Below are 215 nucleotides of genomic sequence, written 5' to 3'. Positions count from 1 at the left end.
TTGAGTTCGTCCGCGGTGCCTTCGGCGACGAGCTTTCCGCCGTCGAGGACGGCGATGCGGTCGGCGAGTTGGTCGGCTTCTTCGAGGTACTGGGTGGTGAGGAAGATGGTGACGCCGTCGTCGGTGACCAGGGCGCGGATGATCTCCCACATGGTGCGGCGGCTGCGCGGGTCCAGCCCGGTGGTCGGCTCGTCGAGGAAGATGATGCGGGGGTC

Annotated in this window: 1 pseudogene; it reads right to left on the bottom strand. The window is 67.4% G+C overall.

The window, feature by feature from the left end:
* Positions 1–215, bottom strand: a pseudogene (locus ACSNOD_RS32085) (ABC transporter); the annotation flags it as partial.

This window comes from Streptomyces sp. URMC 123 (assembly GCF_051386515.1).
Taxonomy (GTDB): domain Bacteria; phylum Actinomycetota; class Actinomycetes; order Streptomycetales; family Streptomycetaceae; genus Streptomyces.
This window is presented reverse-complemented; position numbering and strand designations above follow the sequence as displayed.